Here is a 14,684-nt window from a genome sequence, read left to right as displayed (position 1 = left end):
TACCTGAGCAATATTTATATTAAGGTCTCATTCAGAGCGGATTACATTTCAAGTTTGTTGTTTAGTTTTCTTTTCAGGAATTTATAGATCCAGTTTACAACAATCGGAATAAACAATATTGCTACGAACAATATTTTGGAATCCCATGGCATAGGCGGATTAAAGAATAATGTCCATATGATCATTCCGTAGATACAAAATCTTGTGATCAATCCCAACAAATTACGCATGGGATATAATACACTAGCCACACCTACAATGATCAAGAAATTCAGTAACATGCCGTCTCCCCCTCGTCCAATTCATAATACCCCTATCATAACAAGTGATGTAATAAAATGGAATATTCATTAAGAATCGAAATCTGGGAATCCATCCATTACCGTTGTATTTTTAGATGGTTCCTGATAAGAAGAAGCTGGTTTTACTGGTGGTGTATCAACCGCATTTTGAATCATATTGTCCATTACACGGCCCTCTAATTTCATCAATAACTCTAACGCTTTTATTATGGTATGCTTTTTCGGTACGCTATTGAGATAATCGTAAATTGCTTTTTCGCGCGGCTTGCAAATGTCTAACTTTAATAAGTACGGCTTTACTGACACGTGCATTCACCCTTTCATTTTAGCGTAAATGCCGAAGCCTATAGCTGATGCCATTTGAGAATTGTTCGGTACTTTAACATTATTAAAGCTCTCCGTGTATGGTTTGAAGTATTTAGATAATGATAACAATCCTCCGCCTGCAAAAATGACCGATTTAAAGCTTCGTAGCGTCATGCCTTCATCCGCGACCCCTCGTTTGACTTCCTCAATGATCGCCCCTGCAGTGATATCGAATGCAATCTTCTTAATCTCAGAACAATCATATTCGGTATTCCCCCAGCTAAATTTATCCCCATGCCTTAACTGTTCCTCCATATGAAGTGTCGTTATTTTTTCAGCGTGCAGTTCTGGGTATAGTTTACGTAAACCATCTAGAATTTGTTTATAAGCGAAATTCATCGCTTTCCCGCCATCTAAAGCCCTAATTAACGTGGATCCACGCATGATTGCAACGTCAGTTGTTCCCCAACCGATATCAATAATAAGGGTATCTTCCTGCGCTAAGTCTGGTTGGACCATGTTCCCTTTGGAATCATATACGACTGCCATATATACTCCTAGTGGTTGCAACAATATATACGACTTACGAATTATGAACGTCACGGGATAACCATTGATGATAACCGTATGACGCTTCGTGAGAAGTTCCTTTAGCTTCGTTTTCATTTCCTTATTATAATTATGGAGTGCCGGTACACCACCGCAAAAGATTACGTCTTCCCCATTCTTAGTATGTTTGGCTAAGGCGATTAATGTTTCATCTATGTAACCTTGTGATGTGTAACGTTCTATATCACCCATGCTTGATGTTATTAGATTAGAACCACGTTCTCCTACGGTATAGGCACGTCCGTCAATTTCGTATATCGTTTCTTTAGTCTGTGGAGCCAATACATCTGTCTTCTCCTCAAAAGGATTTACTACCCTGCGCGTATTGGGATATGAATCAAGTAAATCCTCGTTGTGACTAAATGACGCTATTTTCACGAAAGAATTCGCTACATCAACCCCAATTGCAATGGCCATAATCCATTCCCTCCAAGTGTATATAAAGATAATTGTCCAGCTATACAAATATATATGATTATTATCCATATATAACAACCAGAGCGATAAAAATTGTCCCATATCATTATATAAGGGATATATGATTGGACCCATGCTGGAGTCATCACATATCCCTGTTCATCAACGATTTAAGAACGAACCGATCGTTTATTTACTTCACCTGGCAACTTTGTTATGAACCGTGCGTATCCTTCTTTGCTCTTGATGTAATTCATGCTGCAATATCGCGGTAAGTTCCGCAGATCCTCATCTGTAAATGGATACAATTCATTTTTCAATTCATCGTAATTCTTCTTATCGCACCCCGCTAACAACATATAAGAGGTGTTCGCACTTCTGAGTTCATCTCGCATATGACGCAGTTGATTAATATAATGGCAGCTGATTATCGGCTTACAAATGAATTTTGCCATTTGTGATAACTTACTCGTTATGAACTGTTCTGTATAGTCAACTTGGTAAAGCTCATCAATGATCAAATTAACCTTCAGTCTTTTAGATTTGTCGCGGATCTGGTCAGCCCTCACCTGCAATGCCAACCATATTTTCGTAATCCAGTATGTTGTATAAATGTCACGCTCACTGTCAGTCGTGAACATATTCTGTGGCATCTTGATTGTAATTAATTGATTTTTTTGCATCTCTTCGACTAAATTAACATTCTGCGTGCAATCCTTTTTCAGCATCAATTCCATATACGTGTTTCTTTTAAGCATGTGTAATCGATCGATGATTCCGATTATCGATGATGTTTTCGTACCGCTAATTTGGCCGTCCTTACTAAGATCATCAAGTTCACGTAACGAATCCATATATTCAGCTAAATTATCGTGTTGTGTTCGTGGGACATTGTTTAAAAACTTCATTCGAGCAACATGGTTTTGGAGCACACTAAACACATCTCGAATACTTCCACCGGAGATAAAAACCACCAAACTGGCACTTTCCAAATAACGTTCCATCTTTGGACTCAAACGACTTTCATCGGTGTTAATCGAGTTGACTAATGTCATCATGTTTGATGTCTGGCGCTTCGCATTCTCATACTGTTTAAAACAATCCGTGCTTATTCCAACTTCGTTATATCCTAACCCTTCAATTCCGTTATCACATCGAATTTGAAACACTTTATCATTCGGGAACTGTTTTGCGACCTCATCACTAAGTTCACAATTTTCAATAAAATCAAAAACAATGACGCATTCCCCTGCCTTAATGGCATCGATAGCCAAATTACAAATCAGATTACTTTTCCCTGCTCTCGTTGGACCGATTAATAATGTCAACAAATTGCGAAATTCTCGATCATTGCTAAGGTAAGCCAATTGATCTTTTCCACGGTATCGGTTGGTTCCAATACACATCACACCAGTTTGTAAATCTTCAGGTACCTCGGTTTCATGCGTTTCAATCTTTTCAATAAAATTGTAACGTTCCAGCACATCACGCCCTGCAAGTGTAATGAAATTCTGTGCTTCTTCGTCCCCAACCTTGTTTCTCTCTGCCCCTAAGGAATAATCGGTGAACCGCACCCTGCTTCGTAACGGTTTATAAATCAACTCGTTATCCTGGCTAATCATATCGAAAGACGATGCTAAGCTTCGTGCATTACTCCGTTCCCTAACTTTGTCGGAGCTCTCACTTAAAACAATGATTTGAGTCGAAATCACAATTGAATTTCCTTTTTTGACTGTGCTCTCGCTAATTGCTCTCCCACCATTCAATCGATCTAAGACGGATGCTAAAATGTTCGTGCCTTGCTCTGTACTCTGCTGTTTGCCCATCACACCTGCAACACTGTTCATCAGATCATCAATCATGACCATGACGATTTTTAATAAATATAGAAATCCGACTTTATCCCGATCAACAGGTTCACAATTCTTCACCTTTTCTATCGTGCTTTGATGCTTAAATTTCCAACCATATTGTGAAGTAGGAATAAAATTATAAAAAATACCGACCTTATCGATCCCTTCCAAAACCTCAACAATATTCAAATTGCTACATAGCAAATCATTACTGCGTCGATCTACAGCTAAACTTAATCCATCTTCTTTTTTATACACAAGCTGATACTTCGTTGCCTGTTCATGAAAAGCCGGGATGTTCTCTACTTCCTCAATCGTTACATCATTCCATGTGCTGCCAAGTTTTTCGCGCATGAAAGTCAGATGTTGTTTCGGAATCACGAAATAAAACTCCACTTTCTTATTTTCAATGTAGATATAATATCCAACCTTAGCAGCCAGCTGCAGACTTATCTTCGTCGGTATAACAAATTGTTTGCCAAATGCTCTAATAACTTTTTCCCGCTCCCGCTTGATACTCTCCAACATATTTTTATACAAAGATCCAATAGCACGAACGATTTTATGAGTATTGTTATTACGAATGGAGTTGCTTGGTTTAAGTCGCAGATAAACATATTGTGGTCTAACAACCTGCACATAATCATTTAACTTCATCGAATGCATACCTTCTCACCCCAAAAGGAATTTGATCAAAACATTGACCATGAGCAAGATCCCCGCCCACTTTTTCCCTTTATCCCATCCACCAAGCCATAACAAAATACAAGCACCACCGCCAACTAATGCAATTGAATAAGTAAATTCCACGAGCAATTCACGTGCAGCCTCTAACGCACCTACAACCAGCGCTTTAACATGCTCTTTTGCCCATTCTTCCATAAATGCCGTTGGGATTCTGATCATCATCATGCGAATCACATCCCTGCAAAAACAGAATCAACTTCACTAAGTGCCCAAGGCAATGCCAATAAAATTACATAAACAAGTAAATATGAAAGAAATGATTTTTTAGCCGTTTCTAAATCCCCCTTAACGGTATTATTGATCGTATCCCAACCGCCTTTAATGATAATGACCCATTTGGCTACAACAAGTAACTTGGTATAAATCTTCCGTGCTCCAACGTCAATTCCCGTACCTGACGCCAGTGCAATATCTGTTGCTGTAAGAAATACGATAATCGTCATGCCGACAATCTTATATCTGACCTTATTCCGTTCTAAATGTTCAACAATCCTTTTCATCAAAGGATCTAATTTGGGATAATCTCCGCTCATAAACTCACGAATAGTTAAACTTTGCACTCTGCTCATCGAACGAACCCCTCCAATGGAGAATTTGATTAAAACCGAGGTGTACAGACATAATCTCAATATTCTTCGCATAAGTTGAGAAAGAACATTCTCAACGCATTGGCCCCACTCTGTGCCTCGAAACTTCGCGTTAAATAAAAGCCTCAGCCACAAAATCCAATTCTGTTGACGGTGAACTTCTAGAGATAAAATCTGTTGGAATCCCAAATGCTCCATCAATATCACGCTGGATCAGACGCTTGAGGTACCCTGATTTATTCCTTCGCTCCGACAAATGCTTGTGTAATCGTATTTGATCTGGATCATCCAGATTAAAGACTACTTGTTCGATCTTCATATTTTTACCCTTCATAAATCTTCCTCGCAATCATGTAAAATGCCCTCACGTTGCAAAACTGCGAATCGGTATCTAATAGCCCGATAAGTGGAAAGTAAGCCCGTAATGGTTCAAATAACTGAGTAGAGCCCCCCCCACAAATATAAACCGCATCATCTTTACCCCATTTCAAACCGATTGCCTTCAGAGCTATTTGCCGTGCGAAAGCATCTGCTTGCATGTTACGCATTGTCTCCATCCCTGATGGAAGTGTATAGCTACTCAAGTCATTCAATCGACGATTAATCAATGTCCCTAGATTTACCGTCCCGCTGCCTACATCAATGACCCGGACAACTCCCGATGATGTAACGAGCAATCCCGCCGTTACTCCCTCCGCTGCTACCTCGCATCTCCTCACCACAATTGTTTTACCTTTCCCATTCACGGTTAGATCGTGTCGACCCAAGAGCATATCCTTGATTGCTTTCTTCTCGATCTCGTTGTGCTTGCTGATTGGTTGGCCAACGACAATGTTATGCTCAATGCCATCAGCGAATTGATGTAATGCAATTAGGATCCGCAACCTTGCATCCGGGTGTGCTTTAGTCTCACCCTTCTGGCTCTCTGCACATTCACTTTCATACAATGCAAGTGTCCCAGCGAATCCTCGCTGTCCTCTGTATTCCCATTCGAAATCATACTCGCCATAATGATCACGAATGTTTCGATCCCGATAATCAAATCCAAGTACTGACGGAAACTTCTTCAGCTCACGCCCTGCAAAAAACTTCGTTTCATAATTACCTGCATCAATCGCCGATATCATTTTGCAAATCACTCCTCCATAACCAGTTATGGAACTTAGCGGCTATTATGCTCTGATGTTCCGTATCTCGTTATATACCTATGGAGCATGGCTTGGTTAAAATGCACACCTTTTGAATAATATTTTCATAGTTTGTCCATCCTTCTAATAGAAAGGATGGGGTTTTAAATGGGGTTGGGAAAGAAAAGAACAGCATTAGGGAAGTTTTTAGATCATCATAGATTGTCTCAAAAGTGGTTAGCTAGCAATGCCAATGTAGCCCGAAATGAAATATCTGAATTATGTAATGGAGAAAAGAATGTACAGCCTTGGGAGGCAACACAAACAAAGATCGTGGGTGCTTTAAGGAAACATGGGTTTGATGTAAGGGTAGGGGATTTTTGGTAACGCAGAAACGCAAGAGTCTTGTTCTCTGAAAAGAGCAAAGACCGCAAGCCTCGTAAACGTGGTAAGAAGTGTTTAATTGTTCAGCACCTAAACCGTCAACAGCTTGCTGAAGTTTATCGGGAATTTTAGCTATTGATTCAATAAATTGTTCGCGCTGTTCTTCGGTAGGGTTCTCCACCGCAGCGAATTGTCCTATCGGATAACGCAATGAATCCATGTTCACCCCTCCTCATTTTCTTCATTGTAACGCACATATACCCAACGGTTAGGAAGTTGCGTTGAACTGCCAGTTAGCGCAACGCGGCTGCCGATCTATGCCGGCAGCCGCGTTTTAGTTATTTATTAAGCTATCCGATAGCTTATGAATAAGAACAGTATTATTCCTGTAGACTCCCCTTGAATTTCACTGGAAGGACGGAAACAAACCCGAAGAAGTGAGATAGGATGCTCACAATACGTCTGGAAGCTTGTCCGTCGCCAAAAGGGCAACTGGCAGTTGTCATCTTTTTGTGAAATTCTGTATCTATAAGTAATCTTGTTGTAATTTCGTAAATCGAAGACTCCTCGGTTCCAGCAAGATAGACTGCGTTTACAGCAATGGCCTCAGGTCGATGGAAATCAACAATTCGTTTATGAAGCTACAAGATCATAGTTAAGTAACATGCCAACGCTAAAGAAGCCACTCCATTGTTTGGAGTGGCTTTGTCTTATTTAATGATGTATATTTTGTGGTCAAACTGTACTTTGTACTTGGATACATTACGGTGAGCTGTATCATAAATATAATGCATTGTTACACTATCCTGCCCGTTAGTTAAGAAAAGGCATCCATCAAGAATCCAATATGCTAATATGGGCGACATTAATGTCGCCCTTTTACGTATACTCTACTCCAATTTTGTTACGCGATCCTTTATTGTTTGTTTTTCTCCAAATGTTCCATCAATTCATTAAGTTCACTCTTTAGATCATTTATTTCCTTTTGCAAGCCTTTTTTCACACTATGACTAACGATAAGATATATTATATAGTAATTAACAACAAGAAAAACTATAAACTGAATAAGTCCATCAATTCCAACCACGGTATGACCTCCATTCATAAATCGGTCCCCCCTTTCTCTTGCGAACTAATACTTATATAAAACGTTACATCCAGGAATTAGTTTGGTTCTGTGCTACCCATTCACGCATATCAGGGTACTTTTTAATTCTTCTAACCAAACCTCAAGAGGTTCATCCCATGCCGCTTTCAGGTACTCACCTAGTTTCTCATTAATTCTTAGCCTAACAAATTCTTCAGCAGAATTAATCATCTTTCAACCTCAATTTGCTGATTTATTTCCTATTTTATCATCAAGTGTCTTTAAGTAATCTGCCCGTTACTTCAACAAGTAAGAACTATCAAATTTTTAACTGCCCCAACATTTAGACCTTAATAAAAGTAACCTAACCCCACTAGGGTGAGTAGATTTAATCTTGTTGTTTAGGCGGAAGACTGTAAACCACTTCTCCCGTTTCATTGAGAAATTCTAGTATTGGAACATCGTTGGCATCTATAACTATGCGAATACGTTCTTGTCCTTTGCTATCAGATAATTTAACTCCTACAGAACCGTCTTGAGACCGATCCATCCGAGCTCTTTCCACTCCACTTGGACGATCATAAAGAGTGTAGCCATACATACGTTCTTCAACCATATTTTCGTGGAAATACATCTGTGTTACTTGATCGCCCTTATAGGCATCGAAAGTAAATGTGGCAAAAGACTCTGTTTTCCCCGCATATTTCCCATCAAAATCTTCAGATGTATATGTTCTACTGCCAAATGTTAACCCGCCGCACTCGTCACCGTCATTGTTATAAAATAACATTCCGGATGCTGGTATAATACCCGATCTTTTTACCGTTTTACCATCTATTATAGGATCCGGGATACGATCGCTGTTGAATAAAGACATTCTCAAATTTCCTTCTTTGTCAACAATATTGATTTTTTCAACATCTAGTTCGACCATTTTTTCTTTTTCATTTGACATATATGCCATGCTCCTCTTTATGAAATTTAGTACGCATTACCTTCTACTTTCATGTCTAAATCCTTTTTATATATAATTATCAAAAAGCTCTCCACCTTCCCAAGAATGCTTTCCATAAAACTGCCCGTTAGTTGAACAAAGGCAACTGATCGTTTCTGACCAGCTGCCTCCTTGTCTCTGTTAGACTAATGTTCCCTTCATGTGAAATTCGTCGTGAAGTTGTGTTACCATGCTAGTTAAGCGAAACAATCTTATCTCATTATTTGCTTTTCTTTGAAGCCATCCAGAATATAGACTCTTTAACCGATGTAGAAAAAATTATAACAGTAATCTTAATGCCGGCAATTCCTCCTACTCGATTCAGAAAAGGCTAACGCTGATGAATCGATAGCGGAATCAGCGTTAGCCGTTACCCTTGCATGAATACTTGATTCGCGTTGAGCCCCCCATAGCGTGAGTACGCATCGTAGCTTGGCCCTCTCGCGACTGGACTTTCACCGGCTAGAAGATGCGTGCTTATCTGGGCACGCGACACAAGCCCAATAAGCCTTGAATATCAAGGTCTCTTGGGTTTGTGTCGCGTGCGGACGAGAGGACTCGAACCTCCACGACTGTTACACCACTAGAACCTGAATCCTGAAAAGGCATTTTAGATTCTCGCAAAATCATATCGGGACCATCAGATTTACGTTCGACAAGCATTTACCCTAAGGCGATCCTCCTTAAAGGAGTTTCCTATAATGAGTTTTAACGTTACTTATAAATAAAATAACGAACAAAAGCGTATTGAGGAACATCCGTTTTCAGTTGTTTCTGATCCAGTCTCCCCACAGGAAGCGTGTAGGTGTAAGTTTTATTAGGTTTAATTTCATCAATTAATCTTAGGCCTGAGCGGTCGCTATTCGTCATTCCATTAATACCCTCTTCGATAAAATGATTTGGATCAATGTAAACCAAGAGATGATCTTGAATTTGCTGGGAAGTATATGTGCTGGTGGAAAGGTTCTTCATTGTAATCTTCAGCTGTTCTACTCCCTCAACCGTTTGATAGCCAATTGACTGAGGAGCGATTTGCGGGTCAATGGATGACTCTTTGTTCCATTCATTGTTCATTCTCTCTAATGGGCCTGCTTGGAAAAAACGGTTGTCATCCAAGGATATAATCTTGTTTTTTGCATCCCATTTGAGGGAAACACCGAGCCCATCGGCAATCCATTTTGCGGGTACTAATGTCGTCCCATTTTTAAGTGTTAGCGAGGTGTCTGAAGCGATCTTCTTTCCGTTTATAGTCGCTCCCTTTTCGTTGAGAACTGCTGTAAGCTCGAAATCTTTCGCTTCAATTTGAACAGACTTCGCTTTTGAATCCCATGTAATTTTTCCGTTTATTAAATCGGCGATCACGCGTAAAGGGAGCAATATTCTACTGTTCTTATCTACAAAAGGCATTTCACCCTTCGAATAAATAAGATACGCTCCGTTAACTTTGAGTTTAATATGATCTTCATTTAAAGATCCAGCTGTAGCAGATGTTACCGACAAAAGAACTGAGCTTATAACGAGCAAAGAGCACAATATTTTTTTCATAATTTACTCCTCCCTTAAAATTCAACCCTCAATTTCGGGCTATCCTTTAAACGGTTTTTGAGGAAAAATGTTCACCCTGAAGATACCTAGGTGCAACATTTTTCTTGGAACTTACGGTAACGTACCCGTCTTTACCTTAACAGTTTCTTGCGCCCAAGATACCCAATCAACTAGGATATTTGATGTTTTATATTCGCAACTACTATCAACTGTCGAAGCACACTCATAAGTACTTCACTTCCGGAGGTTGTTCCTACTTGAACATTGCTCCATTGTGCATTGTATAGATAACTTCCCGTTGTCAGGTCTTCATAATTTTCTTTTTGAGCGATTGAAGTAATTCGTTTTACCTGCATTTGAGATCCTGAAACTGTGAATCCCTTCAAAAGATATTCTTTTCTAAATGTTTAACGTTCTATAACTAGATTTTGTTACGTGATCACCTCCGATTTACTAAAATTTCCTTGTTTAAACTATCCTGCCCGTTAGCGCAACGAGGCTGCCGATCCATGCCGGCAGCCTCGTTTTAGAGTTATTTTATTAAACTATCGTGTCCCGTTAGCTCAATGACACAAATTGATACTATTGCTTATAACAACAGGACCCAATTTTCCTGACTTTGAGTTTGAAAGACGAACTTCTATTTTGCTATTCTCTAAATTCGCAGTAATATCGTCAATCCTACCTGCCCAAGTTGGACCATCTTCTTCGGTTGTAGGATATAGTTTGAATCTCCAGCTAATCTCGTTTTCTATAAATGAATAACCCTCATAACCATCATAATCTCCATAATTAGAGGGTCTTGGAAGATGAATAGCGTGAATGCTTATACTGGTACGTGGAAAACTCGATGTTAGCTTCACTTTATATACCAGAGCTACACCTTTTTCATTTAGTTCACTATTATTTACTGGTTCCAAGACTAAACTGCATGGCATGACAGGTTCTACATTACCTTTTGCGTCCGCAGGAGATACAAAGATAATTGCCAGAATAATTAAAAAAGGAATTATTTTCTTCATTTTATCCTCCACAATTTCATTCTGGTTATCCTTCCCTTTTCTGATTAATTTTATTAAGCTATCGGTTCCCGTTGGCTTAATGATCCGTACTTCTACCTATGATCCGTACTTCTACCTATGATACGGTTCACCGTAAAGTATCTAAGCACAAAGTACAGTTTGACCATAATATATACATCAACATATAGAGAAGAAGCCACTCGGAAAATGGAGTGGCTTCTCTTTGATAGAACTTCTCTTTTTTCAATATCGTATTCTACAGTTTTCGTGCCTTGATAATAAAGGTTACAGGAAGCATCTTTGCTTTTTTTGCAAAATCGCCGTTACTAAAATGCATAATTTCATCATCAGATTCCTCAATCAATTGCTTAATGACAAATCCCTAGCAAATCTGCCCATTAACACCCATATCGTACCATGACTTTGCAGTTGTCGTATCGCTTCAAATTTTGCTCAGCGTCGGGCGATGGATGTGCATACCCTCTTCCTGCCCCCATGAATTGCATGAGCGATGTAACCCCCCCACTATTCAAAAGGTATAGTTTTTGACATTGCAAGGCGGTGGGAGCGGGAATGTATCGGGTAATGGAGTACAAGGCAACAAGCCGTTAGAACGGATTCTGGGCGGTCTGGTGACGGTTTTTTGGGAATAAAACCATCATTACTGTTCACCATACTTCGGCTACTCTTCGTAAGTTAATTAATCCGTGTTCATGAAGACTACATATTAAAGGGCTATTGGAACATAATATTACATAGAGGAGAATTGGAGATTTAATACGTAAGGAAATTAATATTATAAACTGATGTTCACATGCACTTTAAAAGGTAGTATGATAAAATAGGAAAATAATACATTTTATAGTGGGATTTTTTCCTTTACGGACCTTATCGATTCGTTCAACATTTTAGTGAATATAATGTTTTAAAGTAGGAAATAATTCTTGGTATAGGAAGGGTGGGGATAATATGTTTAAAAAAATATACTTAATAGCCTTTGCAGTGACTATTATTTCAGGAGTGGCATTAATATCCAATTCAAAAGAAGACTCCTATCCAGAAATGGAAACCGTAAATAAGACAGTTAAAAATCCTGTTAACACTAATTTTTCAACAAATAACGTAAAATCCGTAAAATCCGAAGAATCAGTAAAAAACGTAGAATCCGTAGAATCAAAAATCGCAAAAGGGTATTATAGTCAATTCTATACACCTCATGGCATGTTCGTGCGAGCAGATGAACAAAGTATATTTAAGGAATCGGAGATAGCAAGAAAAATAGATGAAATCGGGCCTAATACGAATCAACTAATTTTTGAAGGCGAGTTTTTTTTAAAAGTAGATGAAGCAGAATTTTCTAAAAATTATCCCAATTCGTTGCTCTTAAATAAAACCTTAAATGATGAAACCGCGACTGATACTGATGTTCCATCAAGTTCATCAAAATAGTAATTTCACTTCATAAAGAAGGAGCCATTGTTTTTCGACAATGGCTCCTTCTTCATTGACAGATTCATAACCACTAACATTTGTAAGGCTAGGATGCGTCAAATTGGATTCTAGGCAGTTTGAGGGGGTGTTAAGATATTGTGGAGAAACAAATAAACATTGCTAAGTTCATTTCAATGATTGAGAAGTCTGAATCCCCTCCTGCATCAATGATGGAAAGAATTTCGTCGCTAGAAGCAGAAAAAAAACAGTTACTCACTCGTAGATCAGAGATTGAGCAAGAACTAAACATACCGACAATAAAAGAGGTGTCTTTCGAGCGAGTATATTATGTTCTGAATGGCTTCTCTAAGATCATAACGAAGATTGAACCAGAGAAACAGAAAGACTTACTACATTCGATCATCAGTAAAATAACTGTGAATACTGGCAACCATTCAGCAAAAAGAAGCGTCAAGGACATTGTATTGTTCTTTGACGCTTCCCTTAACGATGAGTTTGTGCTTACTTATGGTACGGTTCACCGTGTAAATTATTCTATAAGGTCTGATGCAAGGCTAGGGGGCGTCAGAATGGATTCTAGGCAGTCGGTCGGTTGAGGTAAGGTGTGGGGTAGTTTACATCGCTCTTGCCCATTCACAGGGTTGGGAACAGGGATGCACATCCGTCGCCCGACTATGAGCAAATTTTTTGAAGCGTTACGACAAATGCAAATTGGGGTAAAGAAATGAATTTTTCAATTTATTGTAATTACTGTATAATTCGTTTATGAGGAGGGATAGAGTGAAACGGATGCCATTTGAACGTCCAACTGAGTATTATGATGAACGAATTATTACAATTGATGAGCAGATTTGTGCGTTGTTGAAACACCGCAAGGAACTTTCAGAAAATAATCCTGGTTTTCCACCATTAGAGTATATCTCTAAATGGGCAAAGACATTTGAACTCTACGAGGATTTTCTGAAAGCCGTTTTTGGAACTTTTATAAGTGAAGAACATTTCAAACCAACGGTTGAACCATCAGGGTTTAGGAAACATATTGCAGTGTTGAAATCATTTGAAAATGACGAGGTTTTTTACACTCTAAACTCGATAAGACAATACAGTAATGCTAGTGTAGTAACTTTCAGTATTGATTGGGACGTAACTACGGATGTAACGTCAAAATCCCCTCACAAACACAGCCACTTTGAATTGCACATTGGAGAACAATATGATTGTCGAATGACTAATGGTGGGAGTACATCTGGACATGCATCTTACAACTACGTAATATTCCCACCGTTACCTGACAATCCTTCAGGAATAATATTAACGTTCAAGGAATATAGCAAACCATTCAAGAAGAATGAGACAGGAACTAAAATAGTCTTCAGGTTGGAATAAATTCCAGCTTAGAATATGTTCATAATTCAACTAACGAGTTCGATGTGCAATAAAAGAGAAGTCTTCCCCAAAGAAACAAACCACTCTGAACTGCACCTCCAATAGTTAGATGGTGTCTAACTATTGGGGTGCAGTTCAGTTATTCCTGTGTGGTCTTTTCTGCTTCGGTTAAGTTGATCTTAATCTTTAGGTGTGATTTTATAGTCGACCAAATAGTAACTAGCACCTGCAGTATCATTCTTGAAGTACAGTTCAACATAGTCCCCTTTTGGTCCCACATTACATAAGCTTATGGTTAGTTCAAAGTATGTTCCTCCGTGCGTTGCATCTGCACGTATGCTTTCTTTATCCTTATTTTTAAGTGTGACAAGTGTATTGATGGAAGAAATTTGTTTGCATCCAATCATAACATATTCTGTTTTGTAAATACTCTTGAGTGCTGACACTATAGAAGCGTGCAGCTGTTGTAATAAGGCTTCCTCAAGCTGTTTTTCTCTAACCCCTGTATTTGATGCTAAAGTTAAAGTTGAGTTTGTTAACACTATACCGATTAAGACTAAAATGCATAAGCTTTGTTTCATTTTCAGATGTATCACCTCTGGGCTTTTCGTTTATTGTGCTCAGCATTTTACAACTCCATCCTCAGTTGGTACCTGACCTACTTTTAAAACTAACCTGCCCTTTACTTCAATGAAAAGGCAGCTGATCGTTTGACCAGCTGCCTCTATATCATGATTCAACTATCGTGTCCCGTTAGCTTAATTGTGGGTAACCAACTTTACTGTTGAACCTGATTAATTAAGTCTATTAGATCGGATTGAGCTAATTTATTACTACCTAATTGCTCACTATTACCGTTGATGTAA

18 protein-coding genes and 1 pseudogene are annotated in these 14,684 nt (G+C 38.8%); 3 read left to right on the top strand and 16 right to left on the bottom strand.

The genetic code is table 11. The features are described from left to right. Positions 1–41 precede the first annotated feature (41 nt). The 15 genes and pseudogenes from MUG84_RS00090 to MUG84_RS00025 all read right to left on the bottom strand — a co-directional run. Positions 42–281, bottom strand: a complete 240-nt coding sequence (locus MUG84_RS00090; RefSeq protein ID WP_244717292.1) for a hypothetical protein — start codon at positions 279–281, stop codon at positions 42–44. Between the two features lie 69 nt (positions 282–350). After that, positions 351–608, bottom strand: coding sequence for a hypothetical protein (locus tag MUG84_RS00085; RefSeq protein ID WP_244717289.1), 258 nt, complete (start codon positions 606–608; stop codon positions 351–353). 6 nt (positions 609–614) lie between these two features. Beyond that, positions 615–1,634: a ParM/StbA family protein gene (locus MUG84_RS00080; protein WP_244717286.1), complete on the bottom strand. Its 1,020-nt coding sequence runs from the start codon at positions 1,632–1,634 to the stop codon at positions 615–617. 170 nt (positions 1,635–1,804) lie between these two features. After that, complete coding sequence (locus MUG84_RS00075; protein WP_244717283.1) at positions 1,805–4,144, bottom strand: type IV secretory system conjugative DNA transfer family protein; 2,340 nt, start codon at positions 4,142–4,144, stop codon at positions 1,805–1,807. A gap of 15 nt (positions 4,145–4,159) precedes the next feature. Continuing rightward, positions 4,160–4,399, bottom strand: coding sequence for a hypothetical protein (locus tag MUG84_RS00070; protein ID WP_244717280.1), 240 nt, complete (start codon positions 4,397–4,399; stop codon positions 4,160–4,162). A 5-nt stretch (positions 4,400–4,404) separates the two neighbouring features. Continuing rightward, positions 4,405–4,803: a hypothetical protein gene (locus tag MUG84_RS00065; RefSeq protein ID WP_244717277.1), complete on the bottom strand. Its 399-nt coding sequence runs from the start codon at positions 4,801–4,803 to the stop codon at positions 4,405–4,407. A 130-nt stretch (positions 4,804–4,933) separates the two neighbouring features. Further along, complete coding sequence (locus MUG84_RS00060; RefSeq protein WP_244717274.1) at positions 4,934–5,140, bottom strand: hypothetical protein; 207 nt, start codon at positions 5,138–5,140, stop codon at positions 4,934–4,936. A 4-nt stretch (positions 5,141–5,144) separates the two neighbouring features. Next, the gene (locus MUG84_RS00055) at positions 5,145–5,948 is read right to left on the bottom strand and encodes a ParM/StbA family protein (protein WP_244717270.1); all 804 of its coding nucleotides are present in this window, start codon (positions 5,946–5,948) and stop codon (positions 5,145–5,147) included. 241 nt (positions 5,949–6,189) lie between these two features. Next, positions 6,190–6,552, bottom strand: coding sequence for a DinB family protein (locus MUG84_RS00050; protein ID WP_244717267.1), 363 nt, complete (start codon positions 6,550–6,552; stop codon positions 6,190–6,192). 160 nt (positions 6,553–6,712) lie between these two features. After that, complete coding sequence (locus tag MUG84_RS27575; RefSeq protein ID WP_425313133.1) at positions 6,713–6,961, bottom strand: UDP-N-acetylglucosamine 2-epimerase; 249 nt, start codon at positions 6,959–6,961, stop codon at positions 6,713–6,715. A 287-nt stretch (positions 6,962–7,248) separates the two neighbouring features. Then, on the bottom strand, positions 7,249–7,437 hold the full coding sequence (locus MUG84_RS00045; RefSeq protein ID WP_244717264.1) for a hypothetical protein: 189 nt from the start codon (positions 7,435–7,437) through the stop codon (positions 7,249–7,251). 370 nt (positions 7,438–7,807) lie between these two features. Beyond that, positions 7,808–8,374 carry a hypothetical protein gene (locus tag MUG84_RS00040; protein WP_244717261.1) on the bottom strand — a complete coding sequence of 189 codons (567 nt, stop codon included), beginning with the start codon at positions 8,372–8,374 and terminating at the stop codon, positions 7,808–7,810. A gap of 753 nt (positions 8,375–9,127) precedes the next feature. Next, positions 9,128–9,958: a copper amine oxidase N-terminal domain-containing protein gene (locus MUG84_RS00035; RefSeq protein WP_244717258.1), complete on the bottom strand. Its 831-nt coding sequence runs from the start codon at positions 9,956–9,958 to the stop codon at positions 9,128–9,130. Positions 9,959–10,521: 563 nt separating this feature from the next. Further along, on the bottom strand, positions 10,522–10,980 hold the full coding sequence (locus MUG84_RS00030) for a YoqH family protein (protein WP_244717240.1): 459 nt from the start codon (positions 10,978–10,980) through the stop codon (positions 10,522–10,524). A 256-nt stretch (positions 10,981–11,236) separates the two neighbouring features. After that, a pseudogene (locus tag MUG84_RS00025) lies at positions 11,237–11,362 on the bottom strand (class I SAM-dependent methyltransferase); the annotation flags it as partial. Between the two features lie 587 nt (positions 11,363–11,949). Between MUG84_RS00025 and MUG84_RS00020 the strand changes: the two are divergent. The 3 genes from MUG84_RS00020 to MUG84_RS00010 all read left to right on the top strand — a co-directional run bounded on the left by MUG84_RS00020 (position 11,950) and on the right by MUG84_RS00010 (position 13,818). Beyond that, the gene (locus MUG84_RS00020; protein WP_244717237.1) at positions 11,950–12,429 is read left to right on the top strand and encodes a hypothetical protein; all 480 of its coding nucleotides are present in this window, start codon (positions 11,950–11,952) and stop codon (positions 12,427–12,429) included. A gap of 140 nt (positions 12,430–12,569) precedes the next feature. Further along, positions 12,570–13,028 carry a hypothetical protein gene (locus MUG84_RS00015; protein WP_244717234.1) on the top strand — a complete coding sequence of 153 codons (459 nt, stop codon included), beginning with the start codon at positions 12,570–12,572 and terminating at the stop codon, positions 13,026–13,028. A gap of 184 nt (positions 13,029–13,212) precedes the next feature. Then, positions 13,213–13,818, top strand: coding sequence for a hypothetical protein (locus MUG84_RS00010; RefSeq protein ID WP_244717231.1), 606 nt, complete (start codon positions 13,213–13,215; stop codon positions 13,816–13,818). Positions 13,819–13,997: 179 nt separating this feature from the next. Here MUG84_RS00010 and MUG84_RS00005 read toward each other — a convergent pair whose 3' ends face one another. Further along, on the bottom strand, positions 13,998–14,399 hold the full coding sequence (locus MUG84_RS00005) for a hypothetical protein (protein ID WP_244717210.1): 402 nt from the start codon (positions 14,397–14,399) through the stop codon (positions 13,998–14,000). Positions 14,400–14,684 lie beyond the last annotated feature (285 nt).

The sequence above is a fragment of the Paenibacillus mangrovi genome, assembly GCF_022898935.1.
Taxonomy (GTDB): domain Bacteria; phylum Bacillota; class Bacilli; order Paenibacillales; family Paenibacillaceae; genus Paenibacillus_AQ; species Paenibacillus_AQ mangrovi.
This window is presented reverse-complemented; position numbering and strand designations above follow the sequence as displayed.